Genomic DNA, 19,950 nt, shown 5'->3' on the forward strand with positions numbered 1-19,950 from the left:
TCCATACGCTGTAAGTTACTAAATCAACACGTTTTTAAGTTATTGCCAGTTACCCATTGGCAGTAACCACTTTTTTTTGGATCATAGGAATCTGGACAAATGTCAAACGCCAAATCTCTTGAACAATTAGAGCAAAAGCAAGATTTTATTCGCCGTCACATTGGGCCAAGCCCAGCGCAAGTAAGCGACATGCTGAGCGCTCTTGGAGTATCGAGTGTTGAAGAGCTGATCGGTCAAACGGTACCTGCAAGCATTCGCTTAGAGCAAGGTTTATCAATTGGCGAAAGCCGCACTGAAGTTGAAACACTAAGCTACTTAAAATCTGTAGCAAGCAAAAATAAAGTGTTCAAATCATACATCGGTCAAGGCTACCACCCAACTCACGTACCACACGTTATTTTACGTAACGTACTTGAGAACCCAGGCTGGTACACTGCGTATACACCATACCAACCAGAGATTGCACAAGGTCGTTTAGAATCATTATTAAACTTCCAGACTATGACCCTAGACCTAACGGGTCTTGACTTAGCAAGCGCGTCATTACTTGACGAGTCAACGGCTGCGGCAGAAGCTATGGGCCTTGCAAAGCGTGTTGCAAAGTCTAAAGCGAATGCATTCTTCATTGCTGATGACGTACACACACAAACAATCGACGTTGTTGCAACACGTGCAGAGCAGTTCGGTTTTGACGTTATCGTTGGTAAAGCAGATGAAGCACTAGACCACGACATTTTTGGTGCGTTATTCCAATACCCATCAACAACCGGTGAAATCACCGACGTAACCGATTTAATCGCTGGCGTACAAAGCAAAAAAGCGATTGCCTGTGTTGCTGCAGACATCATGAGCTTATTACTGCTTAAAGCACCAGGTAAACTAGGTGCAGACGTAGTGCTTGGTTCAGCACAGCGTTTTGGTGTACCTATGGGTTACGGTGGTCCACACGCTGCATTCTTCGCGACACGCGACAAGTACAAGCGTTCACTACCAGGTCGTATTATCGGTGTTTCTAAAGACCGTTTAGGTAACGACGCACTGCGTATGGCAATGCAAACACGTGAACAACACATTCGTCGTGAAAAAGCCAACTCAAACATTTGTACAGCGCAAGTACTACTCGCGAACATGGCAGCGTTCTACGCGGTCTACCACGGTCCACAAGGCCTTAAAACGATTGCTGAGCGTATCCACCGTTTTGCAGACATCTTAGCGGCAGGCTTAAAAGCGAAAGGTGTAAACCTTAAGCACGACACATGGTTCGATACACTGACTGTTGTTGCAGATAACAAAGACGAAATCGTTGCACGTGCAGTAGAGCACGGCGTTAACTTTGCCTCTAACCGCGCAGGTGAATACTCAATTTCTGTATCAGAAACAACAACGCGTGCAGACGTAGCTGAGCTATTCGACATCATCTTAGGTGAAGACCACGGCCTGAGCGTTGACGCACTAGCAAACGAAATCGAAGTAAACGGCAGCAACTCTATTCCTGCCAGCCTAGTACGCGATGACGAAATTTTAACGCACCCTAACTTCAACTCGTACCACAGCGAGACTGAAATGCTGCGTTACATCAAGCGTCTAGAAAACAAAGATTTAGCGCTTAACCACTCAATGATCTCATTAGGTTCATGTACGATGAAACTTAATGCGACAGCTGAGATGATCCCAATCACTTGGCCTGAGTTTGCAAACTTACACCCATTCTGCCCACTTGATCAGGCAGCGGGTTACCAAATCATGATGACTGAGTTACATGATTGGTTAGTAAACATCACAGGTTACGATGCAGTTTCACTACAACCTAACTCAGGTGCACAAGGTGAATACGCAGGCTTAATCGCGATTCGTAAATACCATGAGTCACGCGGTGAAGGTCACCGTAACGTATGTTTGATCCCAAGTTCAGCGCACGGTACAAACCCAGCGTCTGCACAAATGGCAAGCATGAAAATCGTGGTTGTTGACTGTGATAAAAACGGTAACGTTGATATGGCAGACCTTAAAGCGAAAGCCGAAGAGGTATCTGAAAACCTATCGTGTATCATGATCACTTACCCATCTACACACGGTGTTTACGAAGAAACAATTCGTGAAATCTGTGACATCGTACACCAGCACGGCGGTCAAGTGTACATGGACGGCGCAAACATGAACGCACAAGTAGGTGTTACAAGCCCAGGCTCAATCGGCTCTGACGTATCGCACCTTAACCTACACAAAACATTCTGTATTCCACACGGTGGTGGTGGTCCAGGTGTTGGCCCTATCGGTGTTAAATCTCACCTAGCGCCATTTATGCCTAACCACAGCGTTATTAATGTTGCTGGCACAAATATCGGTAACGGTGCGGTTTCTGCTGCCCCTTACGGCTCAGCAGCTATTTTACCAATTTCGTGGGCATACATTGCCATGATGGGCTCTGAAGGCTTAAAACAAGCAACAGAAATGGCTATCGTGAACGCTAACTACTTATCTGAGAAGCTAAGCGAGCACTACCCAATTTTATACCGTGGCCGTAATAACCGCGTTGCGCACGAGTGTATTGTTGACCTACGCCCACTTAAAGAGCAAACAGGCATCTCTGAAATGGATGTAGCTAAACGCCTACAAGACTACGGCTTCCATTCACCAACTATGTCATTCCCAGTAGCTGGCACACTCATGATTGAGCCAACTGAGTCTGAGTCTAAAGTTGAGATCGACCGTTTCATCGAAGCCATGGTGTCAATCAAGTCAGAAATCGACCGTATCGCATCTGGCGAATGGTCAATTGAAAACAACCCGCTCGTGTTTGCACCGCACACACAAGCAGACGTACTAGGCAATGAGTGGGACCGTGCATACGACCGTTTCTACGCAGCATTCCCTGTACCAAGCGTAGCAAAAGACAAATTCTGGCCTACAGTAACCCGTATCGACGACGTATACGGGGACCGTAACCTAGTTTGTTCATGCCCAGCGGTTGAGACATACCGTGACTAAGGTTTGATTGTCGATCTCGAATAAAGAATGCAACTATCGGAATTAAGTTTGCAACTTAAATAAAGTTTGCAACCGGTAGTTGAATTTTGAGGTCAGTAAAATGAAAAAGCGAACCAGTTGGTTCGCTTTTTTGTTATTAGAAAGTAATTCTTACTGGATAGCCTAACGCTCTCAACGCTTTATTTGTTCTTCCGTTTCGGGGAGGAATTGTTTCTGGCTGAGCCCAACCAACCACTTCTGCAATCGAGTTTATACCATAATGTGGTAACCATAGTTCCTCTGTTTTACTCGCATGGTAAATACGTTCCCAAATATTTTCTGGTTTACCTGAGTAAAGAACATCGTAAAGTACACTTCGAATGTCTTGCCCTTTTGGATTTCTTTGCTTCATAAACCATTCTGTAAATAATGGAACACGCTCCGCAAGTGTTAATGATGTAGCATCAGCTCGTCCCAAGGTTGTAGCTTTCATCTTTATAATGTGATCTTTTGTGGCGTGGGTACACCAAAAAACCTGTTCCATGTCACTTATAGTCAGCGAGAGAAGTCTATCTTTTGCAAGTAGCTCGCGTAATTTTGGAGCGCTGTAATTAAAAGTATCGTCTTCATTTGACGGTGCGCTATCTTGGCTTTTCCACCAAGCTAGAGCATTCAATAATGCCGATTGCGGGTCACTCTGATGCTTATTGTAATATTCTTCAAAAGGGTAAGTGTTATCTGATTGTTTTACCTGATTGTAGTAATAAGCATGTAAAAATTGATCAACTTGCCAGTAGGCAGGAGTTTCAGGCATTACCCAAATCGGACGAAAATCATTAATCTGCGAAGCAATATTGTTAAGTGTGGCTATAGTTGCCTGCCATTCCTTACGGAAAGAGTCTTTTCTCTTATCAACAGTTTTTGTCTTGGTGTAATCACTCACCCCCTGAAAAACGGGAATTTTTCGATTTAACTTTGACTTAGTTTCAATTTGATCACTACCTAAACTTTTGCGTAGTGCCAGAATTTCTTTTTGCTCATTGATAATATCTTGAGTTAGTGGGGTAGCCTCTTGTAGCTCGCTGATATTAAGAAAGAATGTTTCGAGTTGAGGGATTAAATTATTAGCAATCAGCTCTTCCTCGGTAAAAAAAACTCCTGTTTCTATATTTGACCACCAAGCCCGGTTGGTTAAGTTTGCTGAGCCAATATAAGCGCCATAGCCTTGCCACCAGATAATTTTTGAATGCAGTGCATCAGGGATAAGCTGGCAAAAAATATTATTTTTTAAGTTATCTAAAAGTTGTGAGAGCAACCTTGGTTGCACTGGAACTGTATGGTCATAACGCATCCATATGTCCAGTCTGTATTTATTTTTCAAACAATTTTTAAGGATCGTATCTGTATCATCACCATATGCAATAGCTGCCAATACACCATCGACCTCATTGTCAGGTTTGGGCATAAAAGAGGCTAAAAACTGTTTGTTTAGTCCATTTGCAATAAGCTTCACTTCAAAGGTCCTTTTATTTCTGGAATACCGCTGCGATCAAAGGTTCAGGTGCTTTTTTACGTATACAGGCCTCTGCAATTGATGAAAACTCAGCGTCATATTTCACTTTGTTTTTTAGCTCTGCAATCGCCATTTCTTTCATTAGCCATATCAAGGCTTGTGCGCCATGCGCTCTAGCACCTTGATAGTCTTGGATATGCTTTAGGCAGTCGTCCCATTTTTTACCGCGCTTTTGGTTTAAGCGGTCGATCCTGTTTAATCCCAGAATCTCAATCGTTTTCTCTGCCTTAAATTTTTCCAAATTGTCGATGCCACCGGCTAAAACAGCAATGCAGCCATCGTCGTCGCGGTCGTAAGAGATCAATCGAGTTTGATCGGTTAGCGGGTCAATGAGAACAGCGCCTTCTAACCTCAATTGCATTTCTAGGCAATTCACTGCGGCACGGCGCTCTCCCTCCATCAATGGAAAAAGGTCGCTCTTTTTTGAGTTGATCAAGTGGCCGGCAATGACATAGTTTTTCCAGTCGAAAGTTAACCACCAATAACCATCTTCGTAACTGCCATCGAGATTTTTTACCCGGCCTTTGGGGCGGAAGTGGTCGACGTGAATGGGGGAAATCGTTTCTTCCGCTTCGGTGTACCAGCATTTATTGGCGAACTGCCCCATAAGCCAATCGCGAATGCGGGCATCTCGCCAGAAACCTTCATGCCTATCAAGTATCACTTGACGAGCGGCGTCATCAGCGGCTGCTTGTAATTGTGCAGTAATGGCATCGGCTTCGGCAACCCAATCGGCGGGTGGTGTGCCTGTAATGATGACTTTGCGCATGCTTACCCCTTTAACTTCTCTGCCAATTCTTGCGCAAGCGACGACAAATCCTCTTTGCGTTGAGCCTTTACAAGTTGTTCCATGATTTTTTCTGCTAAAGCATTTTGTTCTTGAAGCTCGTCCTCGTTAAGTAGCTCATCTAGGGGCTTACTCCGAACTTTATACATTTGCTCGATGAACAACTGATACATAGGATCTCGGTACTCTCTTGCAAAACCTAAGTCGTCTAGCCGTACTAATAAACAATCAAGCTCTTCCTGTTCATTTAGGTCCAACCCTTCATGCTTGCGCTTGGCGAGTAGGTCATTGCGACGTTGCAATGTGTTTAATGTATGACGGTCTAATGTGGATGGTAATCCAAACATTTCACTTTTCAGCAAGCCCGATACCCCCATACCCTGGGGGTGTTCGTCTGGCTGCTCGACTAGGGTATTGCCGTCGCTTTTGCGAATAATATGAACTTGCTCTTTTCTCAGTGAACCCACCATCATTGGGTCGTGAGTGGTGATGAGTATCTGCGATTCACTTTGTGACTTAGAGTCATTTTCAGTAGTTAGCACGCCTTCAATGTCGTCGAAATAACGAAGTTTCCAAATTGGATTTAAATGCGTATCTGGTTCATCAAGCAAAAATAAACATTGGTCTTCTCGGGTTATACGCATAAGGCCAAGAACTGTCAGCATCTGAAGCTCACCCTCAGACAGTTGTGTAAAACTCACTTTTCCACCGTGTTCATCGCGTTTCTTTACGGTAATCCTTACTTCATCAATCAAATCACCAATGTAAGCACCTTCGGCATAACGGAAAAAGCTATCTGGGCCGCCGACCAATTCACCGAGCTTTCTAAGTTTTTCTTTGTTGGGTACATACAAATAAAGCTGTTTTTGCTTTTCTGTACGACCACGAAAATCAATTTGCTTAGTTGCCTCTTGTTCAATCGGTGCCCATGAGACTTGCCAAAGTTTATCAAGGAACTCACTGACCACATTGCCTCGGGCGTACCAGAAGCGCGGATCTCCTTCGTTGATTTCCATTTCATCGAATTTGCCGCTGCGGCGTTTTTCACGCAGGCGTTGAGGCTCTTTGAGTACAAACAGCGCTGATTCCAATGATTCGATATGCAGGTTGTTCAGTACCTTTTTAAATACCGGGTCATCCGAGAGTAAACAGGCAAGCAACACTAATTGGCTGTGACCGCCACGACAATAAAACAGGCGGCGCAGACGGTCGTCACCTGCTTGTTTTAATCTGGACTCGCGGCGGCGTTTGGCGTCTTCTATTGCGCGAATATCAGCTTCAGAGGCTGTGAAGTTGTCCAGCAGGTCTTCAGACAAAACTTCGTCGGTGGTGATTTCCTGACGTTTGTTAAATCGGCGCTGATGTTCCTGAAATAACTGTTCGATGCGCTCATTGCGGCCAGAGTAATAGGCAAAAATGTGTGTTGGTAACAACCGTGGACCGCGACGCTTATCTTGCGGGACTTTGTCCGGTGGGTCATTTTTAATCAGATACTCTTGGCTAACACGATCACCATCTACCCAAACGTAAGGGCGCTTCTGTTTGGCAGTATCTGCCTGAATACGCACTATGTGACCACGAATTTCGTATTCCAATGTGTAATCAAAAGACGCTACTCGGTCGAGATCGACATCGCGAAACAGGGTAATCAGTGCTTCGATTAAATTGGATTTGCCGGTGCCATTCTGGCCAATCAGCGCATGACTGCGAATGCGTTTTGCAGGTGTATTGCTTGCTGGAACGGCGGGTGTGCTCGAAACCGGCTCCAACTCGCTGGCAAAATTCACTTCAAGATTACGAAGGTTACGAAATGCTTGAATCTTTAATTTTTTTAATTGCATTCCACTATATTCCTGAGGTTTCCTGAAGTGCTCTAGCCTCAGCTGCTGAGCGTTTTATAATCCAACCGTTTTTCATCTCTAGTTTTAGCTGTTTTTCGAAAGTCCCTCGCTCTAGGTCTGATTGGTTAAATAAATCATCCTCATAAACCAGACCACCGAGTTTTTTTATGATCTGAATTAGCTTGGCTCCATCTTCATCGATGGTTTTTTCTACATCTAAACCATCTTTGAGAATTAGCACTGAGGGCTCTAAAAGCCAGCCGTGGGCGACTTCGGTTTTTAACTGCGCGTAAAAGGCATCTATCTCACCACTAAAGCGCTGCCATAAATCTTTGGCGCTCATCTCGCCACTATGGCGAGCCAGAATAGTGGCTAGTGGGGCTTGGGCTTTGATATCAGGCGGCGTGCCTAAACGCACTGGTGCCACCAGTTTTGTTTGTGGGGCTTTCATAGGTTCCTCTTCTTGTTCGATGGCGATTCCGGTGATAGAAGCGACTGAGGCAGCCGCGAGCGACGTTGCAACCTTACCTGCATTATTTAATGACTTCTCTAAGTCATCACAAATGGTCATCAACTGCTCTATCCGGTCGACGATACGTTGCTGCTCTGGGATTGGTGGAATTGGCAGTAGAAGCTGCTTCAGCTTTGCTGCCTTGATGCCTTTTGCGGTCATCCCAGTAGAGTTTTTCTCAAGCAGGTTTTGATATGTTGGCGACATCATGAAGTACATTGCACATTTTGTGTTTAGATCGGCGAACGGTTGAAAATCAATCACACGTTGTGCCAAAGCAAAGCTCGGCTCTTGTTCAATTAATGCAACATTTCCAAGAGGCGCTTCAGTCGTAAAAAGTAAGTCTCCTGTTTTCGGGAACCCGCGAGTCATCCACTCTTTGTATGATTTCTCTGAAATGTATTCGACCGGCTCCTTATTCAATCGCCGAGGTCGCACGTTTTTAGCAGTAACTAGAACAACTCCGCTTTCTGTTTTTGGCGGTGTTTTTCCGCGGTAGTCGATAAACTGAAATAAATCTTCAAGGGCGACCTTTGTCCAATGGTCTGCGATCTCTAGTTCTAGTTGGTGAACGTCAGTGGCTGAAGCTTTCTTCCGCTTCATTTCACCTGAACTTAACCGTTCTTGCTTACCACGATTATTGCGTTCTAAGAAGGCATCAACAGCCTCATCGGCAGGTGATGCTTCGCTAAGGTAACCGGTAATCGCAAGATCTAGAACAGCTGACCTTAGCGCTTCCACATCCTCCGGCGCGGAAAACAGTCGGTCGAAATTGGCTTGTAGGCGTAGCCAGCTGTCTTGCAGTTCGTGCGGGCTTTGGCTGGCGGCGACTGCTTGCAAGATAGCTTGGCGTAAGTTGTTTTGCAAAGTGCGACGTTTTTTTTGCTGCGCTTCTAACTGGTCGCATAAAGTCATCAGTTCATCAACTTTGGCGACAATGCGGGATTGTTCTTCGAATGGAACTACTGGATATATGGCGAGATAAATGTCTTCTCTCGAAAATCCAGGAATCATACTTTTTGACTTTTCAATCAATTGACTAACAAATCCATCTAGCCAGATTTTCAAGAAATCTGAATTATGCTTCCCTGAGAAGTCACGTATCGCCATAATCTGTCTGGCAATGTGTATGTTGCCCAATCGGTTGAATGCTGTTTTTCCAATAGTTCCTTTACAGGTGATAAGCAAGTCGCCATCATAGGAAATCACAACAGGCTCCGGAGTCCAACGGGTTACATTAATTACACCATTATCGAAATTGCTCGCGCCGGTAATATATGGAATTCCATGTTCTGAGTCATTGTATTGGCTTGATTTTAGGTCTCGGCCAGAAAGCAATTGCCACAATTCGCCGAATCTCACCCACCCCCAATGTTCTGGCCTTTCGCTTGGAACTTCTTTTTCTGAAATTTTTGGAAATGGCTTATCACGAGGGAGTTTCTTGTCTGCAATTAGTGAAGCCTTAATGGATTTAATGTCATCTACTAAGGCTTTTGTACTGCTAAATTCCCCTGAGCTTGAAATTAACTTTCCTTGTATAGCTAATTGCAGGATTAATTCCCGCAATCGAGCTATGCCCCCAGGCGCATTGGCAATATGGCCAAACTCGGCCAAAAATTGATTCGCGTCCATTAGGCTTCCTTATCGCTAAAGTGGTGAGAAAGCGCGGCGGCCAGTTCGCTTTTAAGTTGGTTTTCGGTTTCTTCAATTTCACCTAACAACTTTTTGAATTTAATCAGCAGTTCGTCTGGGTCGTGGCTTTCTTCTTCCGGTGCATTGGGGTTTTTTAAATCCAAGTTATAAATCGGCCAGTAAAGGCGATCGCCAGCGGCTTGTGCATCACGGGCTTTTAAACGTAGTCCTTCACTTTCTGTTTTTAAAACTTCGATGTCATCTTCTACGCTTTGGCGCTGACTTTTGTCGCTGACGCCTTTAATAGAATCACGCAAATCACGGATACGATTATCCAGAGCGCTTGCTTGGTTATTTAAGCTTTCGGCATTCGCCCAATGAGGTGCAGCGGCGGCTTCGGCTTGTTCACGTTTGCTTTTGAAATCAACTTTCCAGGCGAACTCGTTTTCTTCACGGCTAGCAAAGTCATCACTTTCGTCGCCCCACCAATCCTGCTCAGGTTTAAATTCTTCCAAGCGGATAGGTTTGGTTTTGCTGTAGCTTTTGTAGCCCGGTGGGTAAGGGTGTTCGTAAAACCAGATGGAGTCGGTGTGAAAATGTTCGCTGCCGTCGTCTACCCGCGCGCCTTTGGTAAAAAACAACAGGTTGGTTTTAATGGTTGTGTAAGGGGCGAACACGCCTTTGGGCAGACGAATGATGGTGTGTAGTTTACACTCTTGCAGCAGTAGCTTTTTAAGGGTGCCTTTAATGCCATCGCCAAATAAAAAGCCATCGGGTAGCACCACAGCGGCGCGGCCATTCTCATTTAATAGCTTTTTGATGATCAACGCCATAAACATATCGGCGGTTTCGCGGGTTTTTAAATCCGCTGGGTAGTCGCTGCCTACACCGTCGTCTTCATAGCCACCAAATGGTGGGTTGGTGATGATGCAATCGACCTTTTGGTTTGCGCTCCATTCGTTCCAGCCGATGCCAAGCGTGTTTTTGTGTTCGATCTGACTGGGTATATCTATGCCATGAAGCAGCATATTGGTGGTGCACAGTAGGTGCGGCAGTTGTTTTTTCTCTATGCCGCGAATGAGGTCTTCAATAGCGCGCTTGTCTTCGGCACTTGATTTAGTGGTTATTTGGTTGCGCAGGTGATCAATAGCGGCAGTTAAGAAGCCGCCGGTTCCGCAAGCTGGGTCCATTACTGTTTCACGTTTATCCAACCGAGGGTTAATACGGTCGGCCATAAAGGCGGTGATGGCGCGCGGGGTGTAAAATTCACCGGCGTTACCTGCACCGCGTAGATCGTTAAGCAGTTGTTCGTATACATCGCCGATATTGGCACGGGTTTTAAAGTCATGAAAATTAATGGCTTCTTCGAGCTTTTCGATTACCGCCAATAATTGGGTGCCAGATTTCATGTAGTTGTTGGCGTCTTCAAAGACACCGCGAATCACTTTGTGGAGGGCAACCGAAGTTGCATTATCTTTATCTGCATCGAACACAGGTATTTCCAGCTCTTTTAATGCAGGGAACAGTTGGTTGTTCACAAAGCCAATGATGTCGCTAGCGGCTTTTTGTGGGGCTTTTTTACCGTCTACACCTGGAACATAAGCTGCCCAGTTTCGCCAGCGGAGCGCCTCTGGTAAAGGCGATTTATAGCTTGTGTCATCGTCTTCCCATTCTTCTTCGCGTTGATCGAATACTTTTAAAAACAGCATCCAAGTTAATTGGCCGAGTCGCTGTGCATCGCCATCAACACCATCATCTTTTCGCATGATGTCTTGAATACTTTTAATTGTGCTACTTAAGTTCATTTATTTTCTAATCTCAATCTTTATATGATGACTATGCAGTTAAATCATCTTTATATAATTCGGTTTCTAATTCTTTAATAGCGTTTTGATATTGGTCTACACCGCCAAAAATACCGCGTCGAATCTGGGTTTTACTACCTAACTGATCAAAAGGTGGCAGCTCTAATACTTTAGGGTTTTCAATGTCTTGAACGCCATGTTCAGCAAACTTTTCAACCAACCCTTCAAGTACAGCTTTGGCTTGTTCGCCATATTTCCCAAATACATCACGTTTTTTAACGTTGTTTGCTCGTTCTTTGCGGGTTAAAGGCTTCTGGTTAAACGCTACATGTGCTACTAAGTCGAATACATCTAGCTCTTCACCGTTAGGAATAGCTTGTTGAAGTAATTCTAACTTGATACCTTGCTCTGCCAATTCATCGATTATGGCTTGTTTTTTATCGCTTTCGTTCCAGCGTTTTAAAAAAACATTAAGTGTACCAAAACTCTCTTTTAATGACTGTTCAATTTGGTTTTTTAACAAGACTCTATAATCTTCAGTGATGAGTTTACCATCCGCGTCAAGATACTGAGAGCGCTCTGCGGCTAGGTCAACATCCACATCATCTAAATAAAATTTCTTTTTGGGTTCTCGGATTTCAGAAGTATCTTCTGGCTGTGGCGGCGAAGTGTCATCTAGGAGCGTTGAATCATGAGGCTCAATACCTTCTTCAGTTTCTTCTGGCGGAACTATTGGATCATCTTCATCAGGTTCATAAATAATGACGGGTTCGCCATCAAAGTCAGGATCTGAAAATAGGCGAGTAGCACCCTTGAAGTCCATAATGGTGAAGTAGAGTTTGTTATAGTCTTCTCTTAATCGAGTTCCTCTGCCGATGATCTGCTTGAACTCAGTCATTGAGTTTATGTTTTGGTCTAGAACAATCAGTTTACAGGTTTTAGCGTCAACACCAGTTGTTAGTAACTTTGAGGTAGTTGCTATAACTGGGAAAGGTTCGTCGTTATCAATAAAGTAAGATAATTGAGCCTTTCCTTCGTTATCATCGCCAGTAATCCTCATAACGTAGCGGCGATTATTTGCAGCGGCAGGTATAAGTTTGACCAACTCTTGGCGCATTCTTTCAGCGTGATCTTGTTCGTCACAAAACACGATAGTTTTTGCCATTGGATCGGTATTTTCTAAGTATTCCCATACTTTTTTCGCGACGAAACGCGTGCGGTTTTCTAGAATCAGATATCGGTCGAAGTCTTTAGTATTGTATTGGCGTTGCTCCACTTCTTGGCCGTATTTATCCGTTTTTCCCTTTTCAGGGGTGTAACCTAGAGCATCAACGTTCGTTGCTATACGAACAACTTTATAAGGTGCTAGAAAGCCATCTTCTATTCCTTGCTTTAGTGAATAGGTGTAAATGGGGTCGCCAAAATACTTAATGTTAAATTCAGGGTTTATAATTTCGCCATTAACTGGCTTTTTCTCTTTTGGTGTAGCCGTCAGGCCTATGTGCGTAGCGCTTTCGAAATATTTAAGAATGTCGTGCCACGCAGAGTCTTCTTTTGCACTGCCACGATGACATTCATCAATCACAACTAAATCGAAAAAGTCAGCAGGGAATTGACGATAAATCTGCTTCCATTCTTCTTTACCGGTAACAGCTTGGTAAAGAGCAAGGTATATTTCGTAATTCTTCTTTGCTTCTCGATTGGTAACTTTATGCATCACCTCGCCGAATGGGGCAAAGTCTTGTTGCATTGTCTGGTCAACCAAGATGTTGCGATCTGCCAAGAATAAGATTCGTTTCTTCGTTTTTGATTTCCATAGTCGCCAAATAATTTGAAACGCGGTATATGTTTTACCTGTTCCGGTCGCCATAACAAGAAGGATTCTATTTTGTCCTTTGGCAATCGCTTCTATTGTTCTGTTGATGGCAACACGCTGATAGTACCTAGGTTCTTTTCCACTCCCATCACTGTAATAGGGTTGAGAAACTATCGATTCAGATGACTCTGTTGTTAAGCCTTTCCACTGTTGATAAATTGGCCATAACGAATGTAACTTTGGAAATTCGTCGGGACTTAACTCTCTTTCTACAGGTGATGTAAGACCTGTTCTGTCATGGAAGAGAAATCCATCACCATTGCTGCTTATAGCGAATGGAATATCTAGCATCTCCGCATAGCTAAGAGCTTGTTGCATCCCATCTCCAATGGATAGTGTATTCTTTTTTGCTTCAATCACGGCGATTGGAATATTAGGCTTTGCATATAGGATGTAATCAGCTCTCTTAGGACCACCTTTTTTGTCAGGGTTTTTAACGCGGGCCGCCAGTCGACCTTTAACCATCACGCGACCATCAGTAAGTTTTACTTCTTCTCGAAATTGATTTTGTTTCCAATCCGCCTTTTCAATTGCAGGTGTTATATATTTGGTACAAATATCTCTTTCTGATAGTGCTTTTTTATCCATGATGGCGCCTCAATCCTTTATCCTTCGAAGAATTCTTCGTCTATTTTTTTCAGGTGCAATACCTGTTCGTCACGACTGCCAATGTTATATCGCAGCATGAGCTTCGCTAATTCATTGCCGTTGATAAGTACAATGCGAGTACCTAAGTTTTGTGCAGTTTCTCTGGCTGATGCGGTGAAATCTGAGGTGGTAATAAAAATACCTTTTTGCGCACGCTTAAGATTGAGTGCTCCAAAGAAATCTCTGATGTCTCCTGCACTTACGTTATTGCTTTCGGCATAACGTTTGGCTTGAATGTATATTTGATCAACGCCTAGTGGGTCTTGGTCAATAACACCATCTACGCCATTGTCGCCTGTTTTACCAAGTGCGTGAGCTGCCCCTTCACCTGTACCGCCATATCCCATGGCGACGAGTAACTCAATTAATAGGTCTTCAAAAAAAGCTGGGGAGACTTTACGGGTTCTATCGAGGATATCTTGCGCTAAAGCATCGTTAATCTTTTTGTAAGCCGCTCTAAGTGCTTCATCAGGGGTGATGTCTTTGTCTGACTCTGCGTCAACGCTAGGCGTATCAGATTCATTTGTCTTTTGCTTAAATGCTACAAATTCGTCAAATTGCTTTAGATAGTCATTGTCAATTTTAACACTGGGATCTTGCAAAGCGGATATACCACGAGCGGTGATCACAAAATGTGCTCGTCGTGTGGTTTCAAGCAAGCCTGCTTTGGTTAGGTAAGTCCTAGCCCAACCAACACGGTTATCAAGAATAGATTGTCTGCCGCTTGGCAGCGTCTCTTCACGTTCAGCTTCAGATAGACAGAACTTATCAGCTAACTGATTTATCACATCGCGTAACCTAACTTCTTTGCCATCAGCTTGATGAGCAATTTCGAGAAAGGGGCGCATGAATTCTTGATAACTTGGGATCATATAACGTCCTTATTTATTCTTTTGGTTGAGGACTCTTTTGTTCTTCAATCCACTTTTCCAAATCTACGCGCTTAAATCGCCAACTTCCACCCACCTTGAACCCAGGTAATTTGCCTTCACTTGCAAGACGATAAGCCGTCTTTTCATTTAGCTTTAAGTAGGTGGCGACCTCTTGAATGGTCAAAATATCATCGGCCATGTTTAATCTCTGTATGTGAACAAATTGATAGTATGAGAAAATTGAGGAATTAGCAATTGATCGCAAGCGATCTTGATTGTCTTTTTTGCTGCTTTTATGAGCGATTAAAAAATATTTTAAAAAAATTTTCAGCCAATTTTGACTATGTCTTAAAAATAGGGATGTAACTTGCGTTGAAATATTTCAATTTTTAAAGCCCCAAAATACCTCACAACTAAATCATTGTTTCCATTTTCATATCAAAAACTTATTTTTCGCCAAAAATATTCTATTGATTTAATTCAATGTTTACTCGCTAAATTTTGATGTTTCTCAAGTCTCGAAAACACAACAAAACTGTTGTTTTATCAGTTTTTTATGTGGTTTTTGGCTGGTTGATCAAAGTTTGATCTATGTGCAAAAATATTAAGATCCAAATGATCAATTGCAGGATGCATATGAAATTAAGAGAGGTCATTGCTACACCAAAAACAATTGAAAAGTTAAATCGGTGGAAGCGTGATATTCAGAATTTAACAGCAGGAAGTTATCGACCTTATTTAACTGTTTGGACTTCCCAGAGTTTGCTAGACACCAGATTAACAACAAAAGCTAGCGAGTTAGAAAAGGGGAAATCATTTTTTATAATTATTCCTATTTTTTAATGGTTTTACGTATAATTTATTTTTAGTATCTTTATAAGGACAATCAGGAATGGTCACGGGAGTTAGGCGCGTCGTCAGTGTTTTTTTCTTTTTAATGTTATTAGTCAATTGTTATGCTGGTTTCGCGCATAGTAATAGTGTTAACCAAATCAGCATCACACAATTAGCAGATGGTGTGTGGCTGCATACAACTTATTATACCTACCCAGATGGTACTCGATTCCCTTCAAATGGCTTAATTGTGAAAGAAGGGGATAGTTTAACTCTTATCGATACAGCGTGGGGTGAATTACTCACCATAGAGCTACTTGAGGCTATTAACTCAGAAATAAAATTGCCAGTAAGTAAAGCATTTGTCACCCATGCCCATGGCGATAGAGCTGCTGGAGTAGATGTGCTTGAGTCGAAGGGAATAAAGGTTTTTGCCCATCCTTTAACTGTTCAGCTAACGACAGAGCAAGGGGCAGCGGTTCCAAACAATATCATCAGTGAACTTGAAGAAGCGGGCTCAGTTGTTAAATTTGGCTCACTTGAGCTATTTTTTCCAGGGGCAGGGCATGCAATGGACAATGTTATGGCATGGTTACCTGATAAAAGAATTTTATTTGGTGGCTGCGCTGTTCGAGCACTTCAATCATCGTCTGTTGGTAATGTAGTACATGGCGATGTACATTCTTGGCTTAAAATAACAAAGCAATTAAAAAGGAAATTTAAAAGTGCAGCGATTGTTGTACCCGGTCATGGTCGCGTTGGCGGGTATGACTTGCTCTCACATACGGAAAAGTTAATAACAGAACGTCTAAAATAGCCAGTCATTATTACGATTGCGGCTTTAGATTTACTCAGCACATTCTAAGGTCGCTTGCGCCTAAAAGTTTTTAGCACTGAACTCAAAAGCAGCTTAAATTCGCTTTGTATTATTTGAAACTCGTCTTGCCGAATTTGACTAGCAATGAAAAATGAACCTGCAGATACTGTTAAATTAAAGTAAATACTTTTAAATTTGAACACACATCTAAAGGTTGAATATGCACACAATAAATAAAAAGGCATTAGCAGTTGCTGTCGCTTTAGCTTGCTCATTCCCTGTATATGCACAAAACGAAAATCAGCAGGATACTGATAGCAAAACAGCAAAAGAACCGCAAAGTGGCTTAGAGATCATTTCTGTTACGGCAACAAAACGTAAAACTAAATTAATGGAAACTCCCGTAGCGATTACGGCTCTAACAGAAGCTGAGCTTAAAAAAAATGGGGTTAATAATATTAAGGATATTGCTAACCTTGTTCCTAGTCTTGATATTTCAACAGCAACAGACCAGTCTGCACCTGTTATTTCAATGCGTGGTGTACGCTCTACCAATCTCACAGAGCTTGGTGACCCTGCGGTTGGTGTGCATTTAGACGGTGTGTATTCACCTAGAATGCAAGGTGCGCTTGCACTTATGTACGATATTGACCGTGTTGAAGCATTACGTGGTCCGCAAGGGACTTTATTTGGCCGAAACTCCACGGTCGGTAGTATCAACGTTATATCTGCAAAGCCGCAATTTGAAAACGTCTTTGGTAACGTCAATGTTGAAGCTGGTAAGTACAACAGTAAAAACATTGATGGCATGATTAATATTCCTATTAATGAGGAATTTGCAGTTCGTTTTGCCGCTAAAGGTTTAAAACGTGATTCCTATTTAGAAGGCTACTATGACCCTAACCAATACGATACTCGCAGACTCTCTGATGATGTATTGAATGCCCCTGTAATATCTGAAGACTCTTATCAAGGTGTGGGCCAAACGGTTACTCAAAGAGAAAACTGGTGGATTGACGGCGCGGGTACAGACCCTGAAGCACAAAAAGTTCGTGCGTTAACACCTGCAGATAAAAGTGATTTTTATAATAATGCCGATGAGTATTCATTTCGTATCAGTACACTTTGGGAGCCATTAAATGGTAATTTCTCAAACCATACGGTTTTCCAAAAATACGTAAACAACAGCAGCAATAATCTTGATTTAGTTAATTGTGATAAGTTAAGAGGACGCCCAGTTGAAATGGGAGGCGATTGCGCAAACTTCTTGCCAAGTGATAACACTTATCAGGCGGTTGTGAATGTTCCTGGACAATTAGATTTGGACATCACATATCTTCGCAACACGTTAAATTATAACCTAAATGATAAATACAATATTGTGTGGTTGATGGGTTATGAAGACATGGAAAGAGAGTCAGCACAAGACAGTGAAGTGGGCCTTGATCCTTGGGATGGTGCTACTTACTTCCTAGACGGCACAGGGGCTGAATCGTTTTCAACAGAGCTTCAACTTCAATCCGATGAGTACGGTGACTTTATATGGATTGTAGGTGCTAATTACTTCCACGAAAAAACCACAACGGTGGGTTATTACGATAACCCGATGGATGATAAAGCATTTTGGGATCAACCCGATCGCTCAACGGATGCATTTGCCATCTTTGGCCAAGGAACTTATAAATTAACAGAAAAATTGCATGCAACTTTGGGCTATCGTTTTAGTGATGAAACAAAGCAAGATAAAGGCGGTAGAACTTATCGCTGCTCAAATGCAGATGGCTGTACTGTTGGTTGGTTAAATAGAACAGAGTTAAATAACCTTCCAGTCGACTATTATGAAGATCCATCTATATATGCGTCTTATTTTGAAAACGACAATAAAGGAAGCTGGCAGCACCATGATTTCCGTGTTGGTTTAGACTATGACATTTCATCAGAAACCATGCTCTATGCATACTTAGCGAGTGGCTTTAAAGCGGGTGGTATTGGTGATGTGTACGAAGTGGTTAACGATAGAACCGGTGATGTTACACGATTCGAAACGAAGTTTGACCCAGAAGAAGTACTGACTTGGGAGCTAGGTGCTAAATCAAGCTTTTTTGATAACTCGCTGAACTTAAAAGCTGCTTTTTTCTACACAGACTATACCGATATGCAGTATGCATCAGTTGGTTCGATTGGTAATGTTGAACGCTTATCAGTTGTGGAAGATGACAACGGAACACCGATTTTAGATGATAATGGTGACCCTATTCTTGATTATCAAAATCAACCCGTTATAGCGTATTACACGCAGAACGTTCCCGCGTCGACGATTAAAGGTATTGAATTCGAGTTTGATTGGAAGCCATATCCAAATGGTCGTATTACAGGTTACGTAACTTGGACTGATGCTAAAATTACGGAAGATTGGAATACCAAGTGGGACTATGACTCAGAATATTTATTCGATATCTCTTATGAAGAATCAAAAGACCCAGAAAACACGTTGTTAGCCACTAACCTCAAGGGTAACAATCTAGCAATGACACCTAAATACACTGCGAATATTAGTTATACGCATACGTTCAATTTAGGTGAATATGGCTTTATTCATGGCTGGTTTAACGCAAGTTGGAAAGACAAATCCTATTCAACGGTATGGAACTTAGATAAGCATTTAGATGATATGGATTTTGCCGTTTCTGATGAAGCGACAAAGTATATCGATGACAGCCGAGATGCCTTCGCGGTATATAATGCTTCTTTGAAGTATGAGCCGCAAAGTCAAAAATGGTATGCGGAGCTGTTCATTAATAACGCTTCTGATGAGACCATTCAATACTGGAACAACACAAGTAAAGGTGTACCAAAAGGAAGTTTTGGCATGCCAAGATACTATGGTGTTAGAGCCGGTTTCTCATTTTAACCCTACCACTAGATGCCCTCATTTTGCTTAGCAATTTGGGGGCGAACCAGATATGAGGCAAAAAAATGAAAAAAAATTGGCTACATATATCAATTTTCTGTATTGCATTTTTATCCCCTAGTTTAAGTGCTAACTACTTTAAAGATAACTTCGCTTGGGGTTATAACACTAGTATTTGGACGGCACGACAAGGGGATAATGGCACGCCATTTGGGTGTACTTTTCAGCCTAATATGCTAAGCCCCAGTGAAAATGGTTTAACACTGTCGTTATCGCAGGGCAGATGCTCAGAGTTACAAAGTAATCAGTTTTATAGTTATGGCAAAGTACAAGGACGTTTAAAGTCAGGAAATATTGCGGGTACGGTTTCATCTATATTCACTTATACATCATGGTGGGATAGCCCAGGCCGAGCATGGCAAGAAATCGATATTGAGCTGCTCCCCTCACTTGGTAATGTTGTGCATACAAATATTATCTATCAGCCGCAAGGCGGAGTATATCAGAGCTGGGAAAAGGACATCGATTTAAGTCAATATGGTCTCGATTACCGTGAAAACCTGCTCATGATAGGCTTTGATTGGTCTAGCAGTGTTATTCGTTGGTATCTTTATGATGCCAATGGCCAAGAGCAAACTATTCGTACCGTGTATAAAGATAATGGTGATGGTGTGCTCACACATAATGAGATACCTGCGTACGCTTGGCCTGTTGATAACACCAAAATCATGATTAATCACTGGCACGGCGATAATTCACAAGAAGCCAATTACTTTCCTGGGCAATATTATGGTGCTTCATCTTGGGTATATTATGATTTTATTGAATACATACCTAACTAACTATTTATTTTTCAACGTGTTGTATTATAGGTTT

13 protein-coding genes are annotated in these 19,950 nt (G+C 42.6%); 5 read left to right on the top strand and 8 right to left on the bottom strand.

From position 1 onward, the window contains the following. Window positions 1-99: 99 nt before the first annotated feature. Entirely contained in the window at window positions 100-2,988 is a 2,889-nt protein-coding gene (gcvP, locus tag PAARA_RS17975; protein ID WP_062570366.1) for an aminomethyl-transferring glycine dehydrogenase, read from the top strand. 136 nt (window positions 2,989-3,124) lie between these two features. Here gcvP and PAARA_RS17980 read toward each other — a convergent pair whose 3' ends face one another. Genes PAARA_RS17980 through mads1 form a run of 8 tightly spaced genes read right to left on the bottom strand, consistent with a single transcriptional unit; the run spans window position 3,125 to window position 14,711 of the window. Next, window positions 3,125-4,480: a phospholipase D-like domain-containing protein gene (locus PAARA_RS17980; RefSeq protein ID WP_062570367.1), complete on the bottom strand. Its 1,356-nt coding sequence runs from the start codon at window positions 4,478-4,480 to the stop codon at window positions 3,125-3,127. A gap of 13 nt (window positions 4,481-4,493) precedes the next feature. Next, a complete protein-coding gene (locus tag PAARA_RS17985) occupies window positions 4,494-5,309 on the bottom strand; it encodes a hypothetical protein (RefSeq protein ID WP_062570368.1) in 816 nt (271 codons plus the stop codon). A 2-nt stretch (window positions 5,310-5,311) separates the two neighbouring features. Then, on the bottom strand, window positions 5,312-7,168 hold the full coding sequence (locus PAARA_RS17990) for an AAA family ATPase (protein ID WP_062570369.1): 1,857 nt from the start codon (window positions 7,166-7,168) through the stop codon (window positions 5,312-5,314). A 4-nt stretch (window positions 7,169-7,172) separates the two neighbouring features. Then, entirely contained in the window at window positions 7,173-9,311 is a 2,139-nt protein-coding gene (locus PAARA_RS17995; protein WP_062570370.1) for a restriction endonuclease subunit S, read from the bottom strand. After that, window positions 9,311-11,116, bottom strand: a complete 1,806-nt coding sequence (locus PAARA_RS18000) for a class I SAM-dependent DNA methyltransferase (RefSeq protein WP_062570371.1) — start codon at window positions 11,114-11,116, stop codon at window positions 9,311-9,313. Before PAARA_RS18000 ends, PAARA_RS17995 begins: the two co-directional genes overlap by 1 nt. A 31-nt stretch (window positions 11,117-11,147) precedes the next feature. Further along, window positions 11,148-13,580: an EcoAI/FtnUII family type I restriction enzme subunit R gene (gene hsdR, locus PAARA_RS18005; RefSeq protein WP_062570372.1), complete on the bottom strand. Its 2,433-nt coding sequence runs from the start codon at window positions 13,578-13,580 to the stop codon at window positions 11,148-11,150. 17 nt (window positions 13,581-13,597) lie between these two features. Continuing rightward, window positions 13,598-14,512 carry a restriction endonuclease gene (locus PAARA_RS18010; protein WP_062570373.1) on the bottom strand — a complete coding sequence of 305 codons (915 nt, stop codon included), beginning with the start codon at window positions 14,510-14,512 and terminating at the stop codon, window positions 13,598-13,600. 13 nt (window positions 14,513-14,525) lie between these two features. Next, window positions 14,526-14,711 (bottom strand): methylation-associated defense system helix-turn-helix domain-containing protein MAD1, encoded by a 186-nt coding sequence (gene mads1, locus PAARA_RS18015; protein WP_062570374.1) that lies wholly within the window; start codon window positions 14,709-14,711, stop codon window positions 14,526-14,528. Window positions 14,712-15,148: 437 nt separating this feature from the next. Here mads1 and PAARA_RS18020 point away from each other — a divergent pair, with 437 nt between their 5' ends. From PAARA_RS18020 to PAARA_RS18035, 4 genes are all read left to right on the top strand, one after another. Beyond that, on the top strand, window positions 15,149-15,355 hold the full coding sequence (locus PAARA_RS18020; protein ID WP_157066234.1) for a hypothetical protein: 207 nt from the start codon (window positions 15,149-15,151) through the stop codon (window positions 15,353-15,355). 49 nt (window positions 15,356-15,404) lie between these two features. Then, window positions 15,405-16,163: a subclass B1 metallo-beta-lactamase gene (gene bla, locus PAARA_RS18025; RefSeq protein ID WP_083515351.1), complete on the top strand. Its 759-nt coding sequence runs from the start codon at window positions 15,405-15,407 to the stop codon at window positions 16,161-16,163. 220 nt (window positions 16,164-16,383) lie between these two features. Further along, on the top strand, window positions 16,384-19,074 hold the full coding sequence (locus PAARA_RS18030) for a TonB-dependent receptor (protein ID WP_062570377.1): 2,691 nt from the start codon (window positions 16,384-16,386) through the stop codon (window positions 19,072-19,074). 65 nt (window positions 19,075-19,139) lie between these two features. After that, window positions 19,140-19,916: a family 16 glycosylhydrolase gene (locus PAARA_RS18035; protein WP_062570378.1), complete on the top strand. Its 777-nt coding sequence runs from the start codon at window positions 19,140-19,142 to the stop codon at window positions 19,914-19,916. Window positions 19,917-19,950: the final 34 nt, after the last annotated feature.

It is taken from the genome of Pseudoalteromonas arabiensis (assembly GCF_001550155.1).
Taxonomy (GTDB): domain Bacteria; phylum Pseudomonadota; class Gammaproteobacteria; order Enterobacterales; family Alteromonadaceae; genus Pseudoalteromonas; species Pseudoalteromonas arabiensis.

Coding starts and splice junctions, on each gene's coding strand:
- PAARA_RS17990 (WP_062570369.1), bottom strand. CDS start 7,168: ATGCAATTAAAAAAATTAAAGATTCAAGCATTTCGTAACCTTCGTAAT.
- mads1 (WP_062570374.1), bottom strand. CDS start 14,711: ATGGCCGATGATATTTTGACCATTCAAGAGGTCGCCACCTACTTAAAG.
- PAARA_RS18035 (WP_062570378.1), top strand. CDS start 19,140: ATGAAAAAAAATTGGCTACATATATCAATTTTCTGTATTGCATTTTTA.
- PAARA_RS18020 (WP_157066234.1), top strand. CDS start 15,149: ATGAAATTAAGAGAGGTCATTGCTACACCAAAAACAATTGAAAAGTTA.
- hsdR (WP_062570372.1), bottom strand. CDS start 13,580: ATGGATAAAAAAGCACTATCAGAAAGAGATATTTGTACCAAATATATA.
- PAARA_RS17985 (WP_062570368.1), bottom strand. CDS start 5,309: ATGCGCAAAGTCATCATTACAGGCACACCACCCGCCGATTGGGTTGCC.
- PAARA_RS17995 (WP_062570370.1), bottom strand. CDS start 9,311: ATGGACGCGAATCAATTTTTGGCCGAGTTTGGCCATATTGCCAATGCG.
- PAARA_RS18030 (WP_062570377.1), top strand. CDS start 16,384: ATGCACACAATAAATAAAAAGGCATTAGCAGTTGCTGTCGCTTTAGCT.
- bla (WP_083515351.1), top strand. CDS start 15,405: ATGGTCACGGGAGTTAGGCGCGTCGTCAGTGTTTTTTTCTTTTTAATG.
- PAARA_RS18010 (WP_062570373.1), bottom strand. CDS start 14,512: ATGATCCCAAGTTATCAAGAATTCATGCGCCCCTTTCTCGAAATTGCT.
- PAARA_RS18000 (WP_062570371.1), bottom strand. CDS start 11,116: ATGAACTTAAGTAGCACAATTAAAAGTATTCAAGACATCATGCGAAAA.
- gcvP (WP_062570366.1), top strand. CDS start 100: ATGTCAAACGCCAAATCTCTTGAACAATTAGAGCAAAAGCAAGATTTT.